Raw genomic sequence first — 19,205 nt, forward strand, 5'->3', positions numbered from 1 at the left:
TCTCAGCGTTCTTCTCGCGAGGACAGCTTTTTCCCTCGTGGCGGAGCCACTTGGGAAAAAGATCCCGCAGCGAGAAGAACGCTGAGGTTCCGCTAAATGACCACCAAAGCAAAACGACCGCGCGGGTCAGAACCGATGACCACGTCGTTCGCGTTCCCAGCGCTGCCAGAGTTCGGGCATTTCGCCTGCGAGCCATTTGTAGAACTCGTGGACGGTGCGCAGCCTGCGGGCACGTTCGCCTTGCCCGCTGAACATGCGCAGACCTTCTTCGGTGAGCTGTTCGAGCCCGGTGACCTGCTGCATGCGGTGCCGCACCAGCTCCGGCCAGCGCTGCTCCTCGACGCGGTACAGCGCGGCTTCGCGGCCTTGCCGGGTCGTCTTGGAGATCACTCCGAGCCGCAGCAGCAGTCGGACGTTGGTGCTGATGGAGCCGCTGCTGGCGTTGAGCCCGTGCGAGAGCTCCGCGGCGGTGCGCTCCGGCGGGTCGCAGATCAGCAGGAACGCGAGGATCCGCCCGGCGATCAGCGGCATGCCTTCGGTGGCTTCGAAGTGCGCGGCCATCTGCTCGATCCACTCGGACATCGCCGGACGATCGGTGCGCTGCGCGTACTCGGTCACCTCAGTGCCTCCGACTGATCGACTTCAACCGTTGCTGAAAACATAAACGCCGGAGAAGCGGAAATCCACCCCGACACGCTCGCCGATCGGAGGTCGTGCTCAGCGCAGGGCGGCGCGCACGGCGGACGCGAAGCGCGCCTTGGCGCCGGGGTCGGCTTGCGCGAAACCGAGCGACGGCTCGGTGAGCTCCAGTTCGAGCAGCAGCGGTGCGCCGTCGTCGCCGCGCACGACGTCGACCCGCGCGTACAGCAGGTCCGCGCGGCGCAGGCCGTGCAACCCGGCGGCGGCGTCCATCGCGTCCTCCGCGGCGCGGCGCAGCGCCGGGTCCGGCCGCACGCCGAACCGCTCCCCCGGCGCCGTGTCCGGCACTGCCGAATCCGGGAGCATCGCGCCCTTCACGAACGCGTGCGAATAGGTCCCGCCGAAGAAGACCAGCGCCGTCTCCCCTTCCCGGTCGACGGCGCGCTGGTAGGGCTGCACGAGCACTCGCTGGTCGTTAGCGTGCAGCCCGGCGAGGTGCGCGACGGCCGAATCGAACTCGCCCGGCGCGAACCGCGCGGCGCCCCGCGAACTCGCCCCCACCGAGGGTTTGAGCACGAAGTCGACGTCCGGCCACGGCGACCGCAACGGCTCTCCGGGCCGGATCAGTTCGGTCGGCACCACCGGGACACCGCGCTCGGCCAGGTCCGCGAGGTAGGTCTTGTCGGTGTTCCAGCGCGCCACCCCGGCCGGGTTCGCCAGCGCGGGCACCGAGTCGCACCAGCCGAGGAACTCCTTGCGCCGCAGCGGGTAGTCCCAGGTGCTGCGCAGCACCACGAGGTCGGCTTCGCCGAACGCGGCGGCCGGGTCGTCCCAGGGAGCCCACTGCGCGGTCACGCCGATCCCGGCGAGCACGTCCGGCAGGTCGTCCTCGTCGGCGCCGGAGCGCGGCAACTCCGCGCAGCTCGCGAGCAGGACTCGGGCGCCGGGCCTCACCGGGCGCGCGGGCCGGCCATCTTGCGGCGGTGCGCCGGGCCGATCTGCAGCGCGGCGGTCGTCTCGCCGTCCCATTCGCTGGCGGTGAGCTGCTCGACGGCCTCGATGACGGCCTCACCGGCGGCGACGTCGGTGACGAGCACGTCGCCGAGCGCGCCGTCCTCGCCGATCAGCACGAGCCGAGCGCCCGCCTGACCGATGTTCTCCACGACGGCGAGGGCGGAGCCGCCGTGCGCCAGCGCGAACGCCTTCGCCGTGGCGACCGCCTTCGGCGAGGGGGCGGTGGTCTGCTCGGTCTCGTTGTCGGCTGCCATGCGGGTGATCCTAGACAACGACCCCGACGCTGGGGGCGGAACAGTTACCCAGGCCACCGCCGCGCGGGCGCGCTCCTGCGAGAGTGGGGGCCGGCCCGGTGGCGTTTCCGCCGCCGGTGCGAACGACGAACGCAGGGAGGCACGCATGCGCGCGATCCGGATACCGGCCCACGGCGGACCGGAAGTGCTGGAGTCCGCCGAGCTCGACCAGCCGGCTCCGCAATCCGGTGAGCTGCTGGTGGAGGTCGCCGCGGCCGGGGTGAACTTCATCGACACCTACCAGCGCAGCGGGCTGTATTCGGTGCCGTTGCCGTTCACCCCCGGCGTGGAGGGCGCGGGCACGGTTCGCGAGGTCGGCCCGGACGTCACCGGGTTCTCCCCCGGCGATCGGGTCGCGTGGGCGATGTCGCCCGGCGGATACGCGGAACGCGCCGCGGTGCCCGCGCGCAACGCGGTGCGCATCCCGGACGGCGTCGAGGAGCGGACCGCCGCCGCGGCGATGCTGCAGGGCATGACGGCGCACTTCCTGGTCTCGTCCACCCATCCCGTGCGCGCGGGCGAGACGGCGCTGGTGCACGCGGCGGCGGGCGGGGTCGGGCTGCTGCTGACCCAGCTGATCAAGGCCCGGGGCGGCAACGTGATCGGCACCGTGTCCACCGCGGAGAAGGAGCAGCTGGCCCGCGCCGCCGGTGCGGACGAGATCATCCGCTACACCGAGGCGGACGTGGCCGAGGAGGTCCGGGACCTCACCGATGGGCGCGGCGTGGACGTGGCCTACGACGGCGTCGGCAAGGACACCTTCGACGGCAGCCTCGCGGTCCTGCGCCCCCGCGGCACGCTCGCCCTCTTCGGCGCCTCCAGCGGCCCGGTCCCGCCGGTGGACCCGCAGCGCCTGAACTCGGCGGGCTCGGTCTTCCTCACCCGCCCGTCCCTCGCGCACCACATCCTGAGCAGGGAGGAGCTCGACTGGCGAGCAGGCGAGATCTTCGCCGCGATCAAGTCCTCCGACCTCGACGTCCGCATCGGCGGCACCTACCCCTTGAACCAGGCCCGCCAAGCCCACGAGGACCTGGAATCCCGCCGCAGCACCGGAAAACTCCTGCTCCTCCTCTGATCCCCTTCCAGAACGACCTGCATAGCGGCTCGGGTAGCGGAACCTCAGCGGCTCCCTCGCCACGGGATCGATTTCTCACGTACGCCACCGGCGAAGCGGGCCTGCTTCGCGGCCGAAGGCCGTGCTCTGCGGCGAAGCCGTGCAGCGGGCTGCGAAGCAAGCCCGCCTCGCGGCGTAGCCGTGCCTGTATGTGCGAAGCACATAGCCCACGTCACAAAGCCCTCACCGGCGGGTTCTCAGGTGTCTTCTCGCGAGGACGGCTTTTTCCCTAGTGGCGGAGCCACTCGGGAAAAAGATCCCGCAGCGAGAAGCCACCTGAGGTTCCGCTACCCAACCACCCAAGCAGAACGACCCCAGCAATCACCCCAAGCGATTCCGCAAGCGGAGGCCGAGGCCGCCGGTGGTCAGTAGTACTGCTCCTACGAGCAGCACGATGAGCGGGCCGCCCAGGGCTCCTCCGGTCCAGTCGTAGAGCGCTTCGGGGACGGCGACGGTCACGCCGAGCACGCCGAACACGAGCAGGACGGTGGAGCGCAGCCGCAGGAACGCGGCGAAGCACAGCACGGCGAGCACGAAGGTCGTGGCGTAGCTCCACGACTGGTGTCCGATGACGGTCCATTGCGCGCCGGAGAGCGCGGTGGCCGCGCCGATCCCGAAGCCCACTTCGCGCCGGATCCGCCCGGCGCGGTCTCGGGCGGGGCGTTCGAGGATGCCGCCCGCGCTCAGCGCCGCCCACGCCGCGCCGAGCGCGATGAGCAGCACCATTTCGGGGATCTGTTCGCCGCCGATCCAGTCGCCGGGCAGCGACAGCACGAATCCGTACGCGAAGCCGCCGGTGGCGAGCAGTCCGGGCACCGAGGGCAGCGCGGCGCAGGCGACGGCCGCCACCAGCAGTCCCGCGCCGGTGGCGACCATCGCCACGTTCAGCGAGTCGAGGTGGTCGAGCCCGGAGCCGACGGCCATGGCCGTCGTCCCGGATGCGAGCGCGAACAGCACGGCCACGATGCGGCTGCGCCGGGACGGCTCGGTCACCGCGAGCGCGCGCACGCCGCGCGGCGATCGGGCGATGAAGATCCCGGCCGCGACGAGCAGCGCGGTGGCCGCGGCCAGCATCCCCACCCGGGCCGTTCGGGAGAGGTCTTCCCACGACATGCCGAGCAGCAGGGACGCGCCGCCGAGCACCAGGGCTCCGCCCGCGTATCCGAGCACTTCCCAGAGTCCGCCGGGGCGCTGCGGTGCGGTGTCGGCCGACAGCTCCGCCGCCACCGCTTCGCTCTGCTCGGTGGTGAGCGTGCCGCGTTCCACGAGGCGTTCCAACGCCCGCCGCTGCCGCGGGGGCAGTTCCGCGCTCATCGTCCATCCCTCCGTCGGTGATCTTCACCCGACCGTCTCACAGGACGGTAGGGCGCACTCGCACTTCGGGGACGGCGCCGAGGCCGTGCCGGGTTGTCAGGACCAGGGCCAGCCCAGGATCGGCAGGCCGAGCGCGGAGTCCACCGCGAGCGCCACGCACACGATCATCAGGTACGTGTTGGACATGTGGAACAGCCGCATCGGCTTGGTGGGTTCGCCGCGCTTGGTCGCGGTGTGCAGCCGGTGCGCCAGCCACAGGAACCAGGCGCCGGAGGCCACGGCGAACGCCGTGTAGAGCCATCCCGTCGCCGGGGCCAGCAGCAGCGTCCACAGCACCATCAGCCAGCTGTAGGCGACGATCTGCCGGGACACGTAGGAGGGCTCGGCCACGACGGGCAGCATCGGCACGCCCGCGCGCTCGTAGTCGGCCTTGTACTTCACCGCCAGCGCCCACGTGTGCGGTGGCGTCCAGAAGAAGATGATCCCGAACATGACCAGCGCGGGCCAGTCCACCCGGCCGGTCACCCCGGCCCAGCCGATCACGACCGGCATGCAGCCCGCGGCACCGCCCCAGACGATGTTCTGCGCGGTGCGGCGCTTGAGGACCAGGGTGTAGATCAGGACGTAGAACAGGATCGTGGCGACGGCGAGCACCGCGGCCAGCAGGTTCGTGGTGGCCCAGAGGAAGCCGAACGATCCCAGGCCCAGCACGACGCCGAAGATCAGCGCGTGCCGGTTCGAGACGGTGTGGCGGACCAGCGGCCGGGCGCGGGTGCGCTGCATGACCTGGTCGATGTCGGCGTCGGCCACGCAGTTGAGCGCGTTGGCGCTGCCCGCGGCCATGGTGCCGCCGATCAGCGTGGACAGCACCAGCCACGGCGAGGGGATGCCGCGTTCGGCCAGCAGCATCGCCGGGATGGTGGTGACCAGCAGCAGTTCGATGACGCGCGGTTTCAGCAGCCCGAGGTAGGCCTTGAGCAGGTCGCCGGGGCGGGTCGCGTGCTGCCGGGGCTCGGCCGCGGTGGTGTCGGTGGTGGTCACGAGGCCGCTCCGCACGCCACCTCGAGCGCCGTGCCGCCGGGGAGCGCGGCCGGGGCCGCGCCGGGGTGTCCGCCCAAAGCGAAGCGCACCGAAGGCATGAGACTCCTAGTCAGCTCGGGTGACCGGCCGGAACGACGGCGGCCGACCGCCCTGAATAGTAGGCGCGCTACGCCCCGCGGCCCTCCGCAGGGTCCTGCCTCGCGCCCGCGCGCACGCCGACGCCCGGGCGCCGCGCCGCGCCGGTACCGTGGGGTGAGCCGTCGGACGCGCAGCGCGGTCGACGTCGGCCATCGGCGCCGCGTCGTCCCGGCCGGGGTTCGCCGCGCGCGGCGAGAACCGCAGCGCACGGCTCCGCTCCCGCGCAGCGCACGGGGCATCTGTCGGCGGGCTCGGGAACGAGCGCGGCACCGGCGGGTCGGCTGCGCGGAAGGCGTTCCGGCGAACGGCGAGGGGTCACCGCCCACGATGGTCGGCCGACCCGCGATCCTCTCACCCCGGTGGGGGACCGCATCAATTCAGGCGGGCCGCCGCGTGCCTACGGGGTCACGGCTAGGCTGCCCGCTGGACGAGGGATAACTGCGGTCCGAATCGGTCCGGGTCAGCGGGCGACGCGCCGGAGCCGCGAAGGACCGCTTCGATTGAAACTTGGAGCTGCGTCCGTGTCCGTCACCGACGATCTTGCCCGCTTGACCACCAAGCGACTGCCCGCAGACTGGACCGAGTTGGACCAGCGCGCCGTGGACACGGTCCGGGTGCTGGCCGCCGACGCGGTCGAGAAATGCGGCAGCGGGCACCCAGGCACCGCCATGAGCCTGGCCCCCGCCGCCTACGCGCTGTTCCAGCGCGTCATGCGGCACGACCCCACCGACGCCGACTGGATCGGCCGCGACCGCTTCGTGCTGTCCGCCGGCCACTCCAGCCTGACGCTGTACCTCCAGCTGTTCCTGTCCGGGTACGGGCTGGAACTGGACGACATCAAGGCGCTGCGCACCTGGGACTCCAAGACCCCCGGTCACCCGGAGTACTGGCACACGCCCGGCGTCGAGACCACCACCGGCCCGCTGGGCCAGGGGCTCGCCAACGGCGTCGGCATGGCCATCGCCGCCCGCCGCGAGCGCGGCCTGCTGGACCCGGAGTCGGCCCCGGGCGAGAGCCTGTTCGACCACCAGATCTACGTGATCGCCTCCGACGGTGACATCGAGGAGGGCGTGACCTCCGAGGCTTCTTCGCTGGCGGGCACCCAGCAGCTGGGCAACCTCACGGTGATCTACGACGCGAACGAGATCTCCATCGAGGACGACACCAGGATCGCGCTGTCCGAGGACACCGCGAAGCGCTACGAGGCCTACGGCTGGCACGTGGTGACCGTCGACGGCGGCGAGGACGTGGCCAGCATCCTGGACGCGCTGGACGCGGCCAAGGGCAAGCCGGACCAGCCGACGCTGATCGTGCTGCGCACCGTGATCGGTTTCCCGGCGCCGACGAAGATGAACACCGGCAAGGCGCACGGCGCCGCGCTGGGCGGCGACGAGATCACCGGCATCAAGAACGCGCTGGGCTTCGACCCGGACAAGACCTTCGAGGTCTCCGACGAGGTCCTCGCGCACGCCCGCAAGGTCGTCGACCGCGGCCAGGCCGCGCACGCCGAGTGGCAGCAGGGCTTCGACGCGTGGGCCGCGGCGAACCCGGAGCGCAAGGCGCTGCTGGACCGCATCCGCGTCCGCGAGCTGCCCGCCGGTTGGCACGAGAAGTTGCCGACGTGGGAGGCCGACGGCAAGGGCGTCGCCACCCGCAAGGCCTCCGGTGAGGTGCTGGCCGCGCTGGCCGACGTGCTGCCGGAGCTGTGGGGCGGTTCCGCCGACCTGGCGGAGAGCAACAACACCACGATGAAGGGCGTCGACTCGTTCGGCCCCGCGCACATCTCCACCAACTCGTGGAACGCCCAGCCGTACGGCCGCACGCTGCACTTCGGCGTCCGCGAGCACGCCATGGGCTCGATCCTCAACGGCATCGCGCTGCACGGCGGCACCCGTCCCTACGGCGGCACCTTCCTGATCTTCAGCGACTACATGCGTCCCGCGGTGCGGCTCGCGGCGCTGATGAAGGCGCCGACGATCTACGTGTGGACGCACGACTCGATCGGTCTGGGCGAGGACGGCCCGACGCACCAGCCGATCGAGCAGCTGTCCTCGCTGCGCGCCATCCCCGGCCTGTCCGTGGTGCGCCCGGCGGACGCGAACGAGACCTCGTTCGCGTGGAAGGCCGTGCTGGAGGACACCACCGCCCCCGCCGGGCTGGCGCTGACCCGCCAGGGCGTGCCGACGCTGGAGGGCACCGACGCCGAGGGCGTCGCCAAGGGCGGCTACGTGCTGACCGAGGCGTCCTCCGGCACCCCCGAGCTGGTGATCATCGCCACGGGTTCCGAGGTTCAGCTGGCCGTCGAGGCCAGGAAGATCCTGGAGGCCGACGGCGTTGCCACTCGTGTGGTGTCGATGCCGTGCGTCGAGTGGTTCGACCGGCAGGACAAGGCCTACCGCCAGCAGGTGCTGCCCCCGTCGGTGCGCGCCCGCGTGTCCGTCGAGGCCGGGATCGCCCAGTCCTGGCACCGGTTCACCGGTGACCTCGGCGAGAACGTCTCGATCGAGCACTTCGGCGCCTCGGCGGACTACAAGACCCTGTTCGAGAAGTTCGGCTTCACCACCGAGGCGGTCGTCGACGCCGCCCGGCGGAGCCTGGAGAACGCGCGCTCCCACGCGTGAGTGGAGGTATCCCAGTGACGAACAACCAGAACCTCACCGCGCTCAGCCAGGCGGGCGTGGCGATCTGGCTGGACGACCTGTCCCGCCAGCGGATCACGTCCGGCAACCTGACCGAGCTGATCAACGACTACGCGGTCGTGGGCGTCACCAGCAACCCCACGATCTTCGCGAAGGCGCTGTCGAACGCGGCCGACTACAACGACCAGGTGCGTGAGCTCGCCGCCCGCGGTGCCAGCGTGGACGACACCGTCCGCGAGCTGACCACCAAGGACGTGCGCGACGCCGCCGACGTCTTCCGCAACGTCTACGAGGCGGGCGACGACGGCCGGGTCTCGCTGGAGGTGGACCCGCGCCTGGCGCACGACACCGACCGCACGGTCGCCGAGGCGCTCGAGCTGTGGAAGGCCGTGGACCGGCCGAACCTGATGGTCAAGATCCCGGCGACGGTCGAGGGCCTGCCCGCGATCACCCGGGTGCTGGCCGAGGGCGTCAGCGTGAACGTGACGCTGATCTTCTCCGTGGACCGCTACCGGGACGTGATGGACGCGTACCTGGCCGGCCTGGAGCAGGCCAAGGCCAACGGCCACGAGCTGAGCACCATCGCCTCGGTCGCGTCGTTCTTCGTGTCCCGCGTGGACAGCGAGATCGACAAGCGGCTGGAGGGCATCGAGGGCGGCCAGGACCTGCAGGGCAAGGCGGCCATCGCCAACGCCCGGCTGGCCTACGCGGCCTACGAGGAGGTCTTCTCCTCCGACCGCTTCCAGGCGCTGGCCGCGTCCGGCGCGAAGCCGCAGCGCGCGCTGTGGGCCTCGACCGGCGTGAAGGACCCGTCGTACTCCGACACCCGCTACGTCGACCAGCTGGTGGCGCCGAACACGGTCAACACCATGCCGGAGGCGACGCTGTTCGCCACCGCCGACCACGCTCAGGTGGACGGTGACCAGGTCAGCGGCACCAAGGACGCCTCGCAGCAGGTGTTCGACGACCTGACCGCGGCGGGCATCGACCTCGACGACGTGTTCGCGGTGCTGGAGCGCGAGGGCGTCGAAAAGTTCGAGAAATCCTGGGAGGAGCTGCTCGACACTGTGCGCGAGCAGCTCGACCAGGCCAAGTAGTCGGCTGGTCCACCGCGGGTGTGCCCCGCGCCTGGCTCGGGGCACGCGTCGTTCTGCGGAACGCGCGTGCCCCGGGTGCTGTGGCCGGTCGGTGCACCCGCGGTGGTGGCCGGACCGCTCACCGCCAACGCCGCCCATCCCCTAGACACAAGGAAGCAGATGGCAACCGAAACTTCAGTCGAGATCGCAGACGAGGGGCTGGCAGGGGAGGCTCGTCCGCTGGCCGAGCGGCTGACCTCGGACAAGGCGGCGAGCGCCCTCGCGGCCGGTGACGCCACGCTGTGGGGTCCGGAGGCCGAGAGCGAAGCGTCGATCCGGCTTTCCTGGACCACGCTGCACGAGAGCTCCCGCCCGCTGCTCGCGGAGATCGACGCGCTGCGCGCGGAGCTGCACGCCGACGGCGTGGACCGGGTCGTGCTCGCGGGCATGGGCGGTTCGTCGCTGGCGCCCGAGGTGATCGCCGCGACCGCCGGTGTGCCGCTGACGGTGCTGGACACCACCGACCCGGGTCAGGTCGGTGACGCCCTGTCCGGCGACCTGGACCGCACCGTGCTGGTCGTGTCGTCGAAGTCGGGCAACACCGTCGAGACCGACAGCCACCGCCGCATCTTCGAGGCGGCTTTTTCCGCGAACGGAATCGATCCGGCTACCCGCATCGTGGTGGTGACCGACCCTGGGTCACCGATGGAGACGACCGCGCGGGAGGCCGGCTACCGCCGGGTGTTCACCGCCGACCCGAACGTGGGCGGCCGCTACTCCGCGCTGACCGCGTTCGGCCTGGTCCCTGCCGGGCTCGCCGGCGCGGACATCGCGGGCCTGCTCGACGAGGCCGCTGCCGCGTTCGACCTGGTCAGCGCTGACACCGAGACGAACCCGGCGATCGAGCTGGCCGCGGCGTGGGCCGCGGCGCACGAGCGCGGCGCCGAGAAGCTGGTGCTGGCCGACGGCGGCTCCGGCATCCCCGGCTTCGGCGACTGGGCCGAGCAGCTCATCGCCGAGTCCACCGGCAAGCAGGGCATCGGCCTGCTGCCCGTGGTCGTGGAGAACCCGCAGGCCCCCGGCTTCGCCGACGCGGGCCGCGACGCCACGACCATCGCCGTCGGCGGTGCCGTCGACGGCGCGCAGCTGGTGACCACCGGCCCGCTGGGGGCCCAGTTCCTGCTGTGGGAGTTCGCCACGGCGCTGGCCGGCAAGCTGCTCGGCATCAACCCGTTCGACCAGCCCGACGTGGAGGCCGCGAAGAAGGCCGCCCGCGCGCTGCTCGACGGCCCCGACGGCGGCCCGGTGGTGACCCCGGCGCTGGTGTCGGGCTCCATCGAGGTCTACGCCTCCGGCGACTGGTTCAGCGCGGGCGTGGGCACCGTGACCGAGGCGCTGCGCGCGTTCGTCAAGTCCGCGCCGAGCACCGGCTACCTCGCGGTGCAGGCCTACCTGGACCGCCTCGACGACGCCTCCGCCGCGCTGCTGCGCCCGGAGCTGGCGCGCCGCACCGGGCTGCAGACGACCTTCGGCTGGGGTCCGCGATTCCTGCACTCCACCGGCCAGTACCACAAGGGCGGCCACCAGAACGGCGCGTTCCTGCAGATCACCGGTGAACCCGAGGACGACCTGGACGTCCCGGAGCGGCCCTACGCCCTGGCCGGCCTGCAGCGGGCCCAGGCGCTGGGCGACGGGCAGGTGCTGGTGCAGCACAGCCGTCCGGTGCTGCGGCTGCACCTGACCGACCGGGCCGCCGGTCTGGTCGAACTGGTCAAGGCCGTCCAGGACCTGCACGAAGAGAGGGGTGGAGCGTGAGCTCCCGAGACCTGCCGCGCAATCCGCTGCGGGATCCGCGCGACAAGCGGCTGCCGCGGATCGCCGGGCCGTCCGGCTTGACGATCTTCGGCGTGACCGGGGACCTGTCCCGCAAGAAGCTGATGCCCGCCATCTACGACCTGGCCAACCGGGGGCTGCTGCCGCCGGGGTTCGCCCTGACCGGCTTCGCCCGCCGGGACTGGGAGGACCAGGACTTCATGCAGGTCGTCTACGAGGCGGTCAAGGAGCACGCGCGCACGCCGTTCCACCAGTCGGTCTGGGACCGGCTGGCGGAGGGCATCCGCTTCGTGCCGGGCTCCTTCGACGACCCGGAGGCGTTCGACCGGCTCGCCGAGACCGTCAAGCAGCTCGACAAGGAGCGCGGCACCGGCGGCAACCACGCCTTCTACCTGTCGGTGCCACCGTCGGCGTTCCCGACGGTGCTGACCCAGCTGTCCCGCTCCGGGCTGACCGACCAGTCCCCGGACCAGTGGCGGCGAGTGGTCATCGAGAAGCCGTTCGGGCACGACCTGGAGAGCGCCCAGCACCTCAACAAGATCGTCAACGAGGTGTTCCCCGAGGACTCGGTGTTCCGCATCGACCACTACCTCGGCAAGGAGACGGTGCAGAACATCCTGGCGCTGCGCTTCGCGAACCAGCTGTTCGAGCCGTTGTGGAACGCCCACTACGTCGACCACGTGCAGATCACGATGGCCGAGGACATCGGACTGGGCGGCCGGGCCGGGTACTACGACGGCATCGGCGCCGCGCGCGACGTCATCCAGAACCACCTGCTGCAGCTGATGGCGCTGACCGCGATGGAGGAGCCAGTGAGCTTCGCCCCGCAGGACCTGCGCGCGGAGAAGCTGAAGGTGCTCTCGGCGACCAAGCCCGTCGGCCCGTTCGACGAGACGACGGCGCGCGGGCAGTACACCGGCGGCTGGCAGGGCGGTTCGCTGGTGCCGGGCCTGCACGAGGAGGGCGGCTTCGCCGACGACTCGATCACCGAGACCTACGCGGCGATCACCCTCGAAGTGGAGAGCCGGCGCTGGGCCGGGGTGCCGTTCTACCTGCGCACCGGCAAGCGGCTGGGCCGTCGCGTCACGGAGATCGCCGTGGTGTTCAAGCGCGCCCCGCACCTGCCCTTCGACGACACGATGACCGAGGAACTGGGCCAGAACGCCCTGGTCATCCGGGTGCAGCCGGACGAGGGTGTGACGATGCGCTTCGGCTCGAAGGTCCCCGGCACCTCGATGGAGGTGCGGGACGTGACGATGGACTTCGGCTACGGCCACGCGTTCACCGAGTCGTCCCCGGAGGCCTACGAGCGGCTGATCCTGGACGTGCTGCTGGGCGAGCCGTCGCTGTTCCCGGTCAACGCCGAGGTCGAGCAGTCCTGGAAGATCCTCGACCCGGTGCTGGACCACTGGGCGGCGCGCGGAGCGCCGGAGAACTACAAGGCCGGGACGTGGGGTCCGCCTTCCGCGGACGCCATGATGGCCCGCACCGGACGCGTCTGGAGGCGACCGTGATCATCGACCTGCCCTCGACCACCACCTCGCAGGTCAACAAGAAGATGGTCGAGCTGCGCGAGACCGGTGGTGCGGTCGCGCTCGGCCGAGTCCTCACCTTGGTGATCGTCACCGGTGACGGCACGGAGACCGAGAAGGCCATCCAGGCCGCCAACGACGCCAGCCGGGAACACCCGGCGCGGGTGATCGTGGTGGCGCGGGGCTCGAAGGAGGCCGCGCCGCGGCTGGACGCGCAGATCCGCATCGGCGGGGACGCGGGTGCCTCGGAGGTCGTGGTGCTGCGCCTCTACGGCGCGCTGGCCGACGAGGGCGCCGGTTCGGTGGTGCCGCTGCTGCTGCCGGACGCGCCGGTCGTGGCCTGGTGGCCCACCGAGGCTCCGGAAGTCCCCGCGAAGGACCCGATCGGGCTGCTGTCGCACCGCCGGATCACCGACGCCGCGGCGGAGCCCGACCCGATCCGGTTCCTGCAGTCCCGCCTCGAGTCCTACGTGGAGGGTGACACGGACCTGTCGTGGACCCGGCTCACGTCGTGGCGCGCGATGCTCACCGCGGCGCTGGACCTGCCGCCGTACGAGGCGGTGACCAGCGCGGTCGTCACCGGTGCCGCCGGATCGCCGTCGACGGACCTGCTGGCCGCGTGGCTCGGCGCCTACCTGGAGGTCCCGGTGCAGCGGGTGGAGCACCCGCGCGGGCCGGGCATCGTCTCGGCCGAACTGCGGCGTCCCTCCGGCTCGGTCAAGATCGTCCGCCCGGACGGCAAGGTGGGCACGCTGACCCAGCCTGGTCAGCCGGACCGCCGAATCGCGCTGCACCGCAGGGAGGTCCGGGACTGCTTGGCCGAGGAGCTGCGGCGGCTCGACCCGGACGAGATCTACGAAGTGACGCTGGGCGGGCTCGGCGGTATCCGGCGCACCGACGAACCGGACCCCGAGCCGCCGCGGGCGGAGCAGGACGGTTCGACGCAGGAGCAGGCGGAAGGCGACGCATGACCAGACACCAGGTCGTCGTGCACCGCGACGGCGAAGTCCTGGCGGCGGCCGCCGCCGCCAGGTTGATCACCCGGATCGTGGACGCGCAGGCCGCGCACGGGACGGCCTCGGTGGTGCTCACCGGCGGTCGCACCGGCATCGGCGTGCTCGACCAGGTCCGGCTCTCCCCCGCCCGCGACGCCGTCGACTGGGCGAACGTCGACGTGTACTGGGGCGACGAGCGGTTCCTGCCGGACGGCGATCCGGACCGCAACGAGACCCAGGCCCGCTCGGCGCTGCTCGACCACGTGGGCGTCGATCCGGCCCGGGTGCACCCGATGGCCCCGTCCGACGGCAAGTTCGGCGAAGACGCCGACGCGGCGGCCGCGCACTACGCGGAACTGCTGGCCACGACCGCCGACCCGGCCGCCGACTTCCCGGTGCCGCGGTTCGACGTGGTGCTGCTCGGCGTCGGCGAGGAGGGGCACACGGCTTCGCTGTTCCCCGCCACGCCGTACGTCCGGGAGGCCCAGCGGGCGGTCGTGGGCGTGCACGACTGCCCGAAGCCGCCGCCGACGCGGATCTCGCTGACGCTGCCGACGATCCGCTCGGCCGCGGAGGTCTGGTTGATGACGACGGGTGCGGCGAAGGCCGAGCCGGTCGCCGAGGCGCTGGGCGGAGCGGAGGCGGACGCCATCCCGGCCGCCGGAGCGCTCGGCCGGGAACGGACGGTGTGGCTGCTGGACACGGCCGCGGCGGCGCAGGTTCCGCACCGGAACTGACACGTCCCACGGCACGCGGGCCGTTCGCCTCGATCGGGGCGAACGGCCCGTTGTCTTGAGTGGCCTTCCGATTGCTTCGGAAATTGGACCTTGGAGACGGCCACTTCCGCTCGGAGGATGGTCGCATGACCGAGCCGACCGCCTCCCCCGCTCCGCCCCTGTCCACGACGCCCCGCACCACCCTGGGGCGCAAGAAGGACCGCGCGGGCACCGACCGCGCGCGCCTGCACGAGGTCCTCGACGCGGGCCTGATCTGCCACCTCGGCCTGGTCCTCGACGGCCACCCGCAGGTGCTTCCCACCGGGTACGGCCGGGACGGCGACGTGCTCTACCTGCACGGTTCCAGCGGAGCGCGCAGCATGCTCGCGGCCGGGGAGGAACCCGAGGTGTGCGTGACCGTCACCTTGCTCGACGCGGTCGTGTACTCGCGCACGCTCAACGACCACTCGATGAACTACCGCAGCGCCGTGATCTACGGCAGGCCGCGCCCGGTGGTGGATCCGGCGGAGAAGGAGCGCGCGCTGCGGGTGCTCTCCGACCACCTCGCCCCCGGTTCGTGGGACCACGCCCGCGTCCCGAACGCCAAGGAACTGGCGGCGGTGACGGTGCTCGCGCTGCCGCTGGACGAAGCTTCGGTGAAGGCCCGCACCGGCCCGCCCACGGACGACCCGGCGGAGCTCTCCTCCCCCGCCTGGGCGGGCCTGCTCCCGCTGCACAGCCGGTGGGGCACCCCGGTTCCCGCTCCGGACCTGGCCGCGGACATCCCCGTCCCGCCGCACATCGCAGACCGCCGGATCTGACCCGGCCTCACGCCTTGCGCAGCCACCCGTCGAGCAGGCGGTGCCGCAGGGCGTAGCGGCAGCGCAGCAGCCGCCACTGGCCGTACCCGGTGAACCCGGCGGCGCCGCGCGCGCCGATCAGCACCGCCCAGGTGCCCACCGCCAGGTCGTCGGCGATGGCGTTGAGCCGGTACCGCGCCAACCGCTGCTCGTCGGGCCGGCCGTCGATGATCTCCGCGGCCAGCCGCCACTCGTCGTCGAGCTGGCAGGTCTCCACCAGCATCGCCGCGATGTCGTGGTGCGGGTCGGCGTTGCCCGCGATGTCGAAGTCGACCAGCCGCACGTCGTTGCCCGGCCCGAGCAGCACGTTCGACGGACTGCCGTCCCGGTGGCAGGGCAGCACGTCGCGGCCCGCCGCGCGCAGCACCGCGCCGATCCGGCGGACCCGGTCGCGCATCCAGCCGAAGTCCGCGGGCAGGTCCGCGCCCGCGTCGATCGCGAGCCGCGCCCACTGCTCGGCCTCGTCGAACACGTCCCGGTCCACCGGCATCGCCGGCCCGCGGTGCAGCGCGCGCTTCACGGCGGCGACCGCGCCGAGGACCTCCGGTTCGCGCAGGTGGTGCGGCTGCAACGGGTGGTAGGTGCTCGGCAGCCGCTCGTAGGCGATGGCGCCCGCCTCGGCGGCGACGCCGCGCACCGCGGGCGCGGTCCCGGCGGAATGCGCGACGGCGGCGGTCTTCGCGACCTGCTCGGTGTCGACGAGGCCGGTGAGCACGTCGAGCAGCACGGTCACGAACAACTCACCCTGCTCGCCGACGACGACCAGGCAGTCGTGCTCGGCCGCCCACCGGGTCCGCCCGAGTTCGGGTCGCACGGCTCGCTCGAACCCGGTGTCCCGGCGCCCGGCGACGGCGTCCACCGCGCGCCGGATCCGCGGTTCACCGGGACTCGGCGTCTCTCGAACAGCGCTCATCCGGCCACGTTTCCCACTCCCCGGACGGTAGGACCGGGAGTGGCCGAAGCCGCGACGTTCAGGTTTCCGGCGGGTTATCAGGTGGCGCTGGAGATGTCGCGCGCGTAACCGGACCGGACATTCCGCGTTCCGGGCGGAACCCCGGGCGGTGCCGCCCGGGGTTCCGCGCCGATCACGGTTCGGCGAGCACGACCACGCCGTCGTGGTCGCTCACGAGGTATTCACCCGGTACGAAGCGCACGCCGCCGATCTCCACCGGGTCGTCGACGACGCCGTCACCGTTCTTGCTGCTCTTGCGCGGGTTGGAGCCGAGCGCCTTCACCCCGAAGTCCATGCCGGCCAGCACCGCCGTGTCGCGCACCGCGCCGTTGACGACGATCCCGTTCCAGCCGTTGGAGCGGCCGAGCTCCGCGATCAGGTCGCCCACCAGCGCGGTGTGCACCGAGGCCGCGCCGTCGATCACCAGCACCTGGCCCTCCCCCGGCTCGGAGAGGATCTTCTTCAGCAGCGCGTTGTCCTGGAAGCAGGTCACCGTGCGGATCCGCCCGGCGAACGCCTCGCGCCCGCCGTACTGCCGGAACTGCACGTCGCAGCTGCGGATGGCCGGGCCCTCGCGGTCCGCGAGGTCGGCGGTCGACAGGTCCATTTCGATCTCCCTCGCCTGAGCCTTCGGCGCCGCGAGCCGCCCCGGGCGCCGAACCGATTCCGGCGCGACACCACCGCCGCGGAGGGGCGGCGAAGCGCTCGGAGCATGATTCGGCAGAGCGTATCGCCCGATCATCGGGCGAGAGGGAACACGCGAGCAACACCACAGCCCGCGCGGGCGGGCGAGCTCAGGCGGAGGCGGAAGCGGCGCCGCCGTGGTGCGCGCGCAGCCAGCCGCACCAATCGGCGAGCCCGTCACCGCGCTTCGCGGACAACTGCAACACCCGGATCCGCGGATTGATCCGCTGCGCGTGCGCGATGAAACGCTCGACGTCGAAATCCAGATGCGGCAGCAGATCCGTCTTGTTCAGCAACACCAGATCGGTGCTGCGGAATACGTGCGGATACTTCAACGGTTTGTCCTCGCCCTCGGTGACCGAAGCGATCAACACCCGATGATGTTCTCCCAGATCGAACAACGCGGGAGCGGCGAGATTTCCGATGTTCTCGATGAACACGAGAGAACGTCCGGCGGGCTGCAGCGAACGCAATCCCTCGTCGACCATGTCGGCGTCCAGATGCCCGCCGGAACCGGTGTTGATCTGCACCACCCGGCAGCCCGCGACGCGCAGCCGATCGGCGTCCAAGTGGGTCTCCTGGTCGCCCTCGATGACCGAGATGGACATCGTCGCGCCCAGCTCGCGCAGCGTGCGCTCCAGCAGCGTCGTCTTCCCGGAACCGGGCGAGCTCATCAGGTTCAGAGCGAGAATCCTGCGGCGTGCCAACGAGTCCCTGGTCCGCTCGGCGAGCGCGTCGGCGACCCGCTGCCTCGGCACCGAACCGTCCGAACAGGACCGCCCCGGCCCGCCGCCGGGTTCGGGGAAGTCCGGTCCCGATACCCGCACCCCGGCGCGGCCCGCCGCTGCGTACCCACCGCGCATGGTCACTTCCACCTCCAGTGTGGCGTCCAGGCGGACTCCGGCGGATCCGTCCCAACGCGGTAAAGATCATCTCATCGTTGCAGAGAACCGGACGGTTCTCCATACCGGAAAGGCCTGCGAAACGCGCATCGCGCACACATCACGCGGACAGAGCAATGCGCGCGGTGCCGCCGGAAACGGTCAGTGACCTGGCGGTGAGGCGCAGCCTCGCGCGCTTCCTGCCGACACCGCCCGCGGGCACGTCGAAAGGTTCCACGCATCCGGCGCACCACAACAGTTCGCCCAGCAACCGCCCGCCCCCGATGGGCAACGCGCACTGCGGGCATTCGTCGCGGAAGGCGCGCACGACCCCGTCGGCATTGCAGACGGCGATGAATTCCCCCGCGACCCGGGTGGTGACGATCTCCCCCTGCGCGAGGTCCGACACTCCCGGCACCTCCACCCACGATTCGGCGGGCGGGTGGACCTCGGACGACACCATACGGGCCTGCTTTCCTGCGACGACGCCGTGACGCGGTGCGACCAAGCTAAAACCGCCCCGGCGCGGGGCACAACTCGATGTCCACCCCTCCGAGGGCCCGCAGAACAGCGCACGGGCGGGCCGGAGAGATCTCCGGCCCGCCCGTGCGGACGACGTCGTCAGCGCCCCTGGCGCTCCTTCAACTTGGTCAGCGCCTCTTCGAGGATCGCCAAGCCGTCGGAGTCGCTGCGCCGCTCCTTGACGTACGCCAAGTGGCTCTTGTAAGGCTCGTTGCGCCGCGCCTCCGGCGGGTTCTGCTCGTCCTGGCCCGCGGGCAGACCACAACGGGGGCAGTCCCACTCGTCCGGGACCTCGGCGTCCATCGAGAAGAACGGCCGCGTGTGGTGGCCGTTGGCGCACCAGTAGTCAACTCGCCTGCGCGGGGCCGACTCGCCTCGCTCGGTCTCGCCCATCGGGCCCGCGCCGACGCGCGTGCCCCGGATCGCGTTACCGCCAGTCATGCACTCTCACCCACCAAGCCGCACGGAGGACCGGCCGCCCACCGGCCGGCCGCTGTTGGTTGACCGCTGCCAGCTCGCCCGGACCGTCAACCGATCTTGATCAGCAGCCCGGTTCCGATGATGCAGATCACCCAGACCGCGATGACCACCATCGTGATCCGGTCCAGGTTCTTCTCCGCCACGCTGGAACCGGACAGGCTCGACTGCATGCCGCCGCCGAAGAGCGAGGAGAGCCCGCCGCCCTTGGCCCGGTGCAGCAGGACCAGCAGCACCAGCAGCACGCTCGTCAGGATCAGGCCGATCTGCAGGATTAGATTCATCACGTCCTCGTTCACACAGCGGTTCGCCACCGAGAGTACCGGGTGGCGTTCATCCGGTGGACCGCCGTCCGCCTTAGCGGTCCTATCGGCATGATCTGGACAGTTGTCCGGGTAGCGGAACCTCAGCGGCTCCCTCGCTGACAGGACAACGACCGAAGATCAGTCCGCGAGGACTCGGCAGCGCCGGTGTTCCATCGTGAA

19 protein-coding genes are annotated in these 19,205 nt (G+C 71.6%); 8 read left to right on the top strand and 11 right to left on the bottom strand.

The window, feature by feature from the left end; genetic code table 11:
- Positions 1-126 precede the first annotated feature (126 nt).
- The 3 genes from ACWD38_RS22390 to ACWD38_RS22400 all read right to left on the bottom strand — a co-directional run bounded on the left by ACWD38_RS22390 (position 127) and on the right by ACWD38_RS22400 (position 1,907).
- Entirely contained in the window at positions 127-618 is a 492-nt protein-coding gene (locus tag ACWD38_RS22390) for a transcriptional regulator (protein WP_184478231.1), read from the bottom strand.
- Positions 619-717: 99 nt separating this feature from the next.
- A complete protein-coding gene (locus ACWD38_RS22395) occupies positions 718-1,551 on the bottom strand; it encodes an ATP-grasp domain-containing protein (protein WP_246456718.1) in 834 nt (277 codons plus the stop codon).
- Positions 1,552-1,589: 38 nt separating this feature from the next.
- Positions 1,590-1,907, bottom strand: coding sequence for a hypothetical protein (locus ACWD38_RS22400; protein ID WP_184478229.1), 318 nt, complete (start codon positions 1,905-1,907; stop codon positions 1,590-1,592).
- A gap of 145 nt (positions 1,908-2,052) precedes the next feature.
- Between ACWD38_RS22400 and ACWD38_RS22405 the strand changes: the two genes are divergently transcribed.
- Positions 2,053-3,021, top strand: a complete 969-nt coding sequence (locus ACWD38_RS22405) for a quinone oxidoreductase family protein (protein WP_184478228.1) — start codon at positions 2,053-2,055, stop codon at positions 3,019-3,021.
- A 360-nt stretch (positions 3,022-3,381) separates the two neighbouring features.
- Here ACWD38_RS22405 and ACWD38_RS22410 read toward each other — a convergent pair whose 3' ends face one another.
- A complete protein-coding gene (locus ACWD38_RS22410; protein ID WP_184478227.1) occupies positions 3,382-4,374 on the bottom strand; it encodes a DUF2157 domain-containing protein in 993 nt (330 codons plus the stop codon).
- A gap of 96 nt (positions 4,375-4,470) precedes the next feature.
- Positions 4,471-5,355: a heme o synthase gene (locus ACWD38_RS22415; RefSeq protein ID WP_221316305.1), complete on the bottom strand. Its 885-nt coding sequence runs from the start codon at positions 5,353-5,355 to the stop codon at positions 4,471-4,473.
- 719 nt (positions 5,356-6,074) lie between these two features.
- On the opposite strand from ACWD38_RS22415, the gene tkt reads away from it, so the two are divergent.
- From tkt to ACWD38_RS22450, 7 genes are all read left to right on the top strand, one after another.
- Positions 6,075-8,174: a transketolase gene (gene tkt / locus ACWD38_RS22420; RefSeq protein ID WP_343071302.1), complete on the top strand. Its 2,100-nt coding sequence runs from the start codon at positions 6,075-6,077 to the stop codon at positions 8,172-8,174.
- Between the two features lie 14 nt (positions 8,175-8,188).
- Positions 8,189-9,289, top strand: coding sequence for a transaldolase (gene tal / locus ACWD38_RS22425; protein ID WP_184478224.1), 1,101 nt, complete (start codon positions 8,189-8,191; stop codon positions 9,287-9,289).
- A 159-nt stretch (positions 9,290-9,448) separates the two neighbouring features.
- Entirely contained in the window at positions 9,449-11,083 is a 1,635-nt protein-coding gene (locus ACWD38_RS22430; RefSeq protein WP_450124830.1) for a glucose-6-phosphate isomerase, read from the top strand.
- Entirely contained in the window at positions 11,080-12,615 is a 1,536-nt protein-coding gene (gene zwf, locus ACWD38_RS22435) for a glucose-6-phosphate dehydrogenase (protein ID WP_184478222.1), read from the top strand. Before ACWD38_RS22430 ends, zwf begins: the two co-directional genes overlap by 4 nt.
- Complete coding sequence (gene opcA / locus ACWD38_RS22440) at positions 12,612-13,604, top strand: glucose-6-phosphate dehydrogenase assembly protein OpcA (protein WP_184478221.1); 993 nt, start codon at positions 12,612-12,614, stop codon at positions 13,602-13,604. Before zwf ends, opcA begins: the two co-directional genes overlap by 4 nt.
- Positions 13,601-14,365 carry a 6-phosphogluconolactonase gene (gene pgl, locus ACWD38_RS22445; RefSeq protein WP_450124831.1) on the top strand — a complete coding sequence of 255 codons (765 nt, stop codon included), beginning with the start codon at positions 13,601-13,603 and terminating at the stop codon, positions 14,363-14,365. Before opcA ends, pgl begins: the two co-directional genes overlap by 4 nt.
- Positions 14,366-14,490: 125 nt before the next feature.
- The gene (locus ACWD38_RS22450) at positions 14,491-15,165 is read left to right on the top strand and encodes a pyridoxamine 5'-phosphate oxidase family protein (protein ID WP_450124832.1); all 675 of its coding nucleotides are present in this window, start codon (positions 14,491-14,493) and stop codon (positions 15,163-15,165) included.
- A gap of 7 nt (positions 15,166-15,172) precedes the next feature.
- Here the strand turns inward: ACWD38_RS22450 and ACWD38_RS22455 are convergent, their stop codons facing one another.
- The 6 genes from ACWD38_RS22455 to secG form a co-directional block, all read right to left on the bottom strand.
- The gene (locus ACWD38_RS22455) at positions 15,173-16,117 is read right to left on the bottom strand and encodes a phosphotransferase family protein (protein ID WP_184478218.1); all 945 of its coding nucleotides are present in this window, start codon (positions 16,115-16,117) and stop codon (positions 15,173-15,175) included.
- Positions 16,118-16,289: 172 nt separating this feature from the next.
- A complete protein-coding gene (gene rraA / locus ACWD38_RS22460; protein WP_184478217.1) occupies positions 16,290-16,763 on the bottom strand; it encodes a ribonuclease E activity regulator RraA in 474 nt (157 codons plus the stop codon).
- A gap of 187 nt (positions 16,764-16,950) precedes the next feature.
- Positions 16,951-17,703 (bottom strand): hydrogenase nickel incorporation protein HypB, encoded by a 753-nt coding sequence (gene hypB, locus ACWD38_RS22465; protein ID WP_450124833.1) that lies wholly within the window; start codon positions 17,701-17,703, stop codon positions 16,951-16,953.
- A 139-nt stretch (positions 17,704-17,842) separates the two neighbouring features.
- Entirely contained in the window at positions 17,843-18,184 is a 342-nt protein-coding gene (locus tag ACWD38_RS22470) for a Rieske 2Fe-2S domain-containing protein (RefSeq protein ID WP_184478215.1), read from the bottom strand.
- Positions 18,185-18,342: 158 nt separating this feature from the next.
- A complete protein-coding gene (locus tag ACWD38_RS22475; protein ID WP_184478214.1) occupies positions 18,343-18,684 on the bottom strand; it encodes an RNA polymerase-binding protein RbpA in 342 nt (113 codons plus the stop codon).
- A gap of 86 nt (positions 18,685-18,770) precedes the next feature.
- A complete protein-coding gene (gene secG, locus ACWD38_RS22480) occupies positions 18,771-19,004 on the bottom strand; it encodes a preprotein translocase subunit SecG (protein ID WP_184478213.1) in 234 nt (77 codons plus the stop codon).
- Positions 19,005-19,205: the final 201 nt, after the last annotated feature.

The sequence above is a fragment of the Saccharopolyspora sp. NPDC002578 genome (genome assembly GCF_053592695.1).